This window comes from Candidatus Pelagibacter sp. HIMB123, from assembly GCF_052048195.1.
Taxonomy (GTDB): domain Bacteria; phylum Pseudomonadota; class Alphaproteobacteria; order Pelagibacterales; family Pelagibacteraceae; genus Pelagibacter.
This window is the reverse complement of sequence record NZ_JBNAIL010000029.1, coordinates 1-6,757: the sequence shown is the minus strand read 5'-3', so window position 1 is coordinate 6,757 and position 6,757 is coordinate 1. Positions and strand designations below refer to the sequence as shown.

Annotated in this window: 4 protein-coding genes; all 4 read right to left on the bottom strand. The window is 30.3% G+C overall.

What is annotated here, in order from left to right; genetic code table 11:
- Positions 1-2,591: TRAP transporter fused permease subunit (locus ACTTBL_RS06470; RefSeq protein ID WP_440644111.1), on the bottom strand; the 2,591-nt coding region annotated here is incomplete at its 3' end.
- A gap of 72 nt (positions 2,592-2,663) precedes the next feature.
- The gene (locus tag ACTTBL_RS06465) at positions 2,664-3,668 is read right to left on the bottom strand and encodes a TAXI family TRAP transporter solute-binding subunit (RefSeq protein ID WP_440643093.1); all 1,005 of its coding nucleotides are present in this window, start codon (positions 3,666-3,668) and stop codon (positions 2,664-2,666) included.
- Between the two features lie 87 nt (positions 3,669-3,755).
- Positions 3,756-4,982 carry a pyridoxal phosphate-dependent aminotransferase gene (locus ACTTBL_RS06460; RefSeq protein ID WP_440643094.1) on the bottom strand — a complete coding sequence of 409 codons (1,227 nt, stop codon included), beginning with the start codon at positions 4,980-4,982 and terminating at the stop codon, positions 3,756-3,758.
- Positions 4,983-6,757 (bottom strand): acetoacetate--CoA ligase (locus ACTTBL_RS06455; RefSeq protein WP_440644110.1); only part of this gene is annotated, 1,775 nt, incomplete at its 5' end.

The following is a 6,757-nucleotide window of genomic DNA, read 5'->3' as shown; positions in this document are numbered from 1 at the left end:
CCATAAACCATACATTGATCTATCTCTGGCTCATTCGTAATCATATTTTCAATTTTAGCAGGTGAAATGTTATCTCCACCAGCACTTACTATGATATCTTTTTTTCTATCAGTAATTTTTAAATAACCATCATTTGGATCTATCTCTCCAATATCACCTGTATGTAACCATCCATTTATAATTACTTTTTCAGTTTCTTCTTTTTTGTTCCAATATCCTAGCATTACATTTTCGCCTTTAACTAAAATCTCTCCATCTTCAGCAATTTTAACTTCATTTCCTTTAAATGGAGGTCCTACAGTTTCCACTTTAATTTTATGTATTGGATTACAACTTACTACTGGTGATGTTTCTGTTAAACCATAACCCTGAAGAGTAGGCAGTCCCACAGAATTCAAAAATTCTCCTATTTCTTTGTCTAGAGCCCCACCCCCTGAAACGAAAGCTTTCAAATTTCCACCAAACTGTTTTTTTATTTTTTTTCTAACTAATTTATCAACTATAAAATTGATTAATTTTTCAGAAAATGTCATTTTTAGATTTAATAGTTTTTTTCTTCCCAAACGAAGAGTTGCTTCAATCAATTTTGCTTTAAAACCTGTCTGCTTTTTTAAATTCATGTTTATTTTGTTATAAAGATTTTGGTAGAACCTTGGAACTGCTGTCATAATAGTGGGTTTTGCCTCAGATATATTTTCTAAAAGTTTTTCTATTTTTTCTGCATAGAATACTTTTGCTCCTACAGCTATCTGTGCAAATTGAACACAATGCTCATAAGAGTGTGAAAGAGGAAGCCAAGTTAAAAATACTGGTCTTGAGTTAAATAACGGTTTCATAATTTCACATGCTCCTACGAGATTATTTAAAATTCCTGTTCTTAAACTATACCAAAAAGCTTGCACTCCTGTTCTTAAAGGATCTCCACCGGATATTCCTGCGGCTGCATAAGAGGCAAGTCCCACTGGTGGAGTTACATCAGCCATTAAGCCAAAATAGAAGACAAATAAATGAACTGCAATTAATGGAAAAATAAAACCTGAGGCATTCCCAACATCCACCAACACAGTCGCCATTAAAGAAGCAACAACAACATAATTTGCCGTTGTTGGCAAACCCATTCCTAAAAGTAAGCACAAAATAATTGTTAAAAATAATAATATAGTAACGTTATCTTTAGCTATAGATTCTATAACTATTATTAAATTAGTACTTAAGCCTGTAGATCCAACTGCACCAACAATAATTCCTGCAGTTGCAATCGCTATACCAACAGCAACCATATTTAAAGCTCCTTTTTCAAAACCAACTATTGTTTGATTAAACCATTCTTTAAGAGCATCTTTTTTAATTTCATTTTTAATTAACAAATTTATTAAATTGACTAAAACCAAAGTGATGGTTGCATAAAAAATTGAATATGAGGCAGTAAATCTTAAATAAACCAAAGTATAAATTAAAACAAAAATTGGTATTAAAAAATGTACCCCAGATAAAAAAGTTTTTTTTAAATGAGGAACATCTGCATTATCCATTCCTTTAAGATTTAATTTTAAAGCTTCTAAATGTGAAATATAAAATAATGCTATGTAAGAAATAATTGCTGGCAAAAAAGCATGTTTAACTATCTCAAAGTAAGTCACACCAATAAAACTTGCCATCACAAATGCTGCAGCGCCCATGACAGGTGGCATGATCTGACCATTGACTGATGAAGAAACCTCGATAGCACCAGCTTTTTCTTTTGAAAAACCAGTTTTTTTCATAATTGGAATTGTAAAAGTTCCAGTAGTGACTGTGTTTGCAATTGAAGATCCCGAAATTAATCCAGTCATACCTGAGCCTAATATTGCTGCCTTTGCAGGTCCTCCTCTCATTTTTCCAACCATTGCAAAAGCAAGATCTAAAAAATATTTTCCACCACCAGCAGTTTCAAGCAAAGCGCCAAATAAAACGAATAAGAAAATAAAATCTACTGATACCCCAATCGGAATTCCAAAAATTGCTTCTTGATCAAGCCACTGAAAACCTACAAGTCTATTTAATGATAAACCACCGTGTGAAATTATTTCAGGTGCATATCTCCCAAAGTAGGAAAACAATAAAAAACAACTGGCAATAATTACCAAAGGTAGACCAATTGCTCTTCTGGTAGCTTCTAACAGTATCAATATTCCACATCCTCCTAATATTAATTCTAATGGAAAATTAAATGTTTCCGTTATTCTAAGATTTAAAAGTACACCCCCTCTTTCAACCAACTGATCATAAAAAAAATAAATATAAAGACATGATATCGCTCCCATAAAACTGATCAAAACATCAAAAAACGAAATTTTCTTACCCTTTGATATTGGGTAAATTAAAAAGGCTAAAGTTAAAGCAAAACCTAAATGAATTGCCCTTGCTGGCAATCCCTTAAACATTCCAAAATTTAACATGAATGGAAATGGTGAAGCGTACCAAAGTTGAAATAATGACCAAATAATTGCTATTGCTGAAACAATTTTCAAATGAAAACCAGTAATATTTCTAGTTGGTGATAAGTCTTCGCTTATTTTATTTTTAATTTTACTGCTAATTGAGTCGCTCATTAAAATTATTCATACCATAAAAAAAAAGGCCCGGTAAAAATCACCAGGCCTTTTTTATTAATAAAAATTGGATTACATTAACCCAGCTTCTTTATAGTATTTTATTGCACCTGGATGTAGTGGAGCAGATAAACCATCTTTAATCATGTTTTTCTTTTCCAAGAAACCAAATGCTGGATGTTGTTTTTTGAAATCATCAAAATTTTCCATTACAGCTTTTGTAACTAAATAAACAAGCTCTTCAGAAACATCTGCAGAAGTAACAACAGTAGCTTTTACACCAAAAGTTGTAGCATCTTTTTTCTGACCTGTATAAGTTCCTTTAGGTATTACTGCCTGTGCATAATAATCTGCACCATCAATTAAACCTTGAACTTCAGAACCTGTTAAATTAATTGGAGAAGCTTTAGCTGCACAAGTTGCTGCTTGTTCCATAGCACCATTTGGAAATCCAACAGAATAACCAAATGCATCTATTTTTCCATCACATAGCGCTTTAACTTGTTCAGAAGAAGTAAGCTCAGTTGTTGATTTAAAGAAACTATTATCAACACCCATTGCTTTCATCAGTTCTTCCATAGTTCCTCTTTGACCTGAACCAGGATTACCGATGTTAACTACTTTTCCTTTTAATCCAGCAAAATCTTTAATTTTTGCTTTTTTTCTAGCCCAAATTTGAAAAGGCTCATTGTGAACTGAGAAAACTGCTCTCAAATTACTAAATTGTTTTCCTTCCCATTTACTAGATCCATTAACAGCATGATACTGCCAGTCTGATTGTGCTACACCAAATTGGAATTCTCCAGCTGCTATCTGTCCAATGTTGTAGTTAGATCCACCAGTTGATGGAGCAGTACATCTATAAGCTTTAGCTGTACCTTTTTTTCTACCATGTTCAGCACTAATTGCTGATTTGTGAAGCATTTTACATATAGCGTTCCCTGTTTGGAAATATACTCCTGTAGGTCCGCCTGTTCCTATCGTAAAGAACTCTGCTGATTTAGCGACAGTTGTCAAAGACAATGATGCAAATAAAATCAGTAAAGCACTTGATAGAGATGTGACTATTTTTTTCATTATTTACCCCTCTATATTTATATTTATATGTCGTTATTTTTATAATTTTATTCTAACAAAAAATAATCGTAGGTGTATAGTGTGATTTTATAGGTTTTCTGACCAATTCTTTAGTTTATTGACACCTTCTACTACTTTTGGTGCAAACTTATTAATTAAATTTTCATCAATTTTTTTTGTTTCATCAATATTGTTCATAAACTCTTGACCATCAAAATCTGTAAAACTTAACCTTGCTAACATTTTATCTGGATTAAATCCAAAATCAGAACCTGGTAATAAAGCAACTCCAGTATTATTTAATATATCCTTACACATTTCTGATGAAGTTTTAAATTTATTATTTAAAAATTCTGGCATTAAATAAAACCCTCCTTGAGGCTCATTAATCAATACCTGATTTGATTTTAAATTTAAAAAAACATATTTACCAATTGCACTTAAAATATTTACTGATTTTGTAATATAATTTGAATGATCATTTTCGTAAGCTTTGATTGCTGCATACTGAATAGGTGCGCTCACAGCAGAAAAAGTTTCACTAGCTAATACATTGATCATATTTTTTAAATCGTTCAATTCATCTGGAATTATAAAATAACCAAGTCTCCATCCCCCTGCACCACACCATTTACTAAGTCCAGTACTAATAATAGTTTTTTCAGGACAATAACTTGAGATAGATTTAAAATTTTTTGAAAATGTTAATTCTGAATATATTTCATCTGATAAAATTATAAGATTATACTTTTTGGCAATTTCTGAAATTTCTTCTAATTTATTACAAACCTGTCCGGAAGGGTTGTTCGGTGAATTTAAAAATAATAAATAATTTTTATCTTTATCTTTTGATATGATTTTCTCAATTTGTGCTCCAGTAGGAAACCAGTTGTTTTCCCTTTCTGTTTGGAGAATTTGAATTTTATTTCTCCCTAAAATAGCTTGTGGTGCATATGAAACCCAACTGGGTGCTGGCAATATAATTTCACCATCAAAAATTACATGCAATAAAAACATTAATTCTTTAGATCCTGGTCCAATTATTACATTATTCGATTTGTAGTTATAATTTTTCTTTTTAGATGAATATTTCGCTACAACTTCCCTTAATTCCTCAAGGCCCTGCATGGGTAGATATTTGTTTTGATGAGCATTACTTTTTAATTCTTCAACAACATCTTCTGGTACTTTAAATGGTGACTGTCCAAAACCAAATTTAAATATTTTTTTTCCTTGTTGTTCTAGTTGTTTTGAAGTTTCGTTAATTGCAAGAGTAGATGATGGCTTCAGATCTTTGACAAGATTTTTTAACATTTAATTACTCAATTCTTTTAAATTATTAAATTGTTCTAGAGCTTCGGGGTTTGCTAAAGCTTGTATGTTTTTAATTTGACTTCCTTCTATCTTACTTTTAACTGCAAGTTCAACTATTTTGCCACTTTTTGTTCGAGGTATATCTTTTACAACAATAATTTTTCTTGGAACATGTCTAGGAGATGCATTTTTTTTTATTTGTAATTTAATTTTGTTAATTAATTCTTCTGTTAATGAATAATTTTTGCTCATTACAATAAATAAAACTATTCTAACATCATTATCCCATGATTGTCCTACAACAATAGATTCTTTTATTTCTTTAAACTTTTCAACTTCTGAATATATCTCCGCTGTTCCAAGTCTTACACCTCCTGGATTTAAAGTGGTATCTGATCTTCCATGAATTATATAACCGCCACTATTTTTTATCTCAGCGTAATCTCCATGGTGCCATATATTTTTAAATCTATTAAAATAAGCACTCTTAAATTTAATATCATTTTTATCATTCCAAAACTTTAAAGGCATTGATGGAAAAGGATTTTTACAGACAAGTTCTCCTTTACTATTTTTTAAAGACTTCCCTTTATCACTTAAAACATCTACATCTAAAGCCAAACCATTGTTTTGTATTTCTCCTATGTTCACTGGCTGATATAAATTTCCTAATACGAAGCACGAAACAATATCGGTACCACCAGAAATAGATGACAAGTGCACATTTTTTTTAATATGCTTATAAACATATTTAAAACTTTCTTCTGAAAGAGGTGAGCCTGTTGAACAAATTGTTCTTAGTTTATTTAGTTTGAATTTATATTTTAATTTTGGTTTAAATTTTCTTAAAGCATCTACATACTTCGCACTTATTCCAAATAAAGTTATTTTTTCTCTTTGTGCTATTTTCAAAAGCAAATCGGATGATTTAAACATTGGGGATCCATCAAAAAGAACAATAGATGCCTTCGAAGCTAATGAACTAACTAACCAATTCCACATCATCCATCCACATGTAGTAAAATAAAAAACATTATCATTTTCTTTAATATTACAATGTAATTGATGTTCCTTCATATGCTGGATTAAAACACCACCAGATCGATGACAAATGCATTTAGGCTTTCCAGTAGTACCACTTGAATATAGTATTGCTAATTCTGTCTCAAAATCAAATCTTTTGAAATCAATTTTTTCAGCATTAGTTTGCATTAATTCATTCCATTTAAATAAATTAATTTTATTTAATTTATATTTATTTTTAATAAACTTTTTTCCAGGATAGTTACTAATTATAACACTTTTAATTGATGGGATTAATTTTAAAATCTCTGGAAGTCTTTTTAAAACATCTATTTTTTTTCCATTATAAAAATACTGATCAGTGATAAATAAAACTTTTGGATTAATTTGAGAAAATCTTTCTATAACACCTTTAGATCCAAAATCCGGACTACAAGAAGACCAAATACACCCCAGGGAAGTTGTAGCAATGAATGCTTCAACAGTTTCAATAGTATTTGGCATATAGGCTGCTACTCTATCTCCTTTTTTAATATTTATTTTTTTTAGAAACTTTGAAATTTTACTCGTATTTAAATTTAATTGTCTCCATGATCTTTCTTCTCTAAATCCATTTTCACTTATAAAGGTTACTGCTTTTTCATTGTTGTTTTTAGATAATAAATTTTCACCAAAATTTAGTCTGCTACCTGGTAAAAATAAATTTTTATAAAAAGTCTTTGATTTTCTGAAATTTTTATTACTTTTAAATC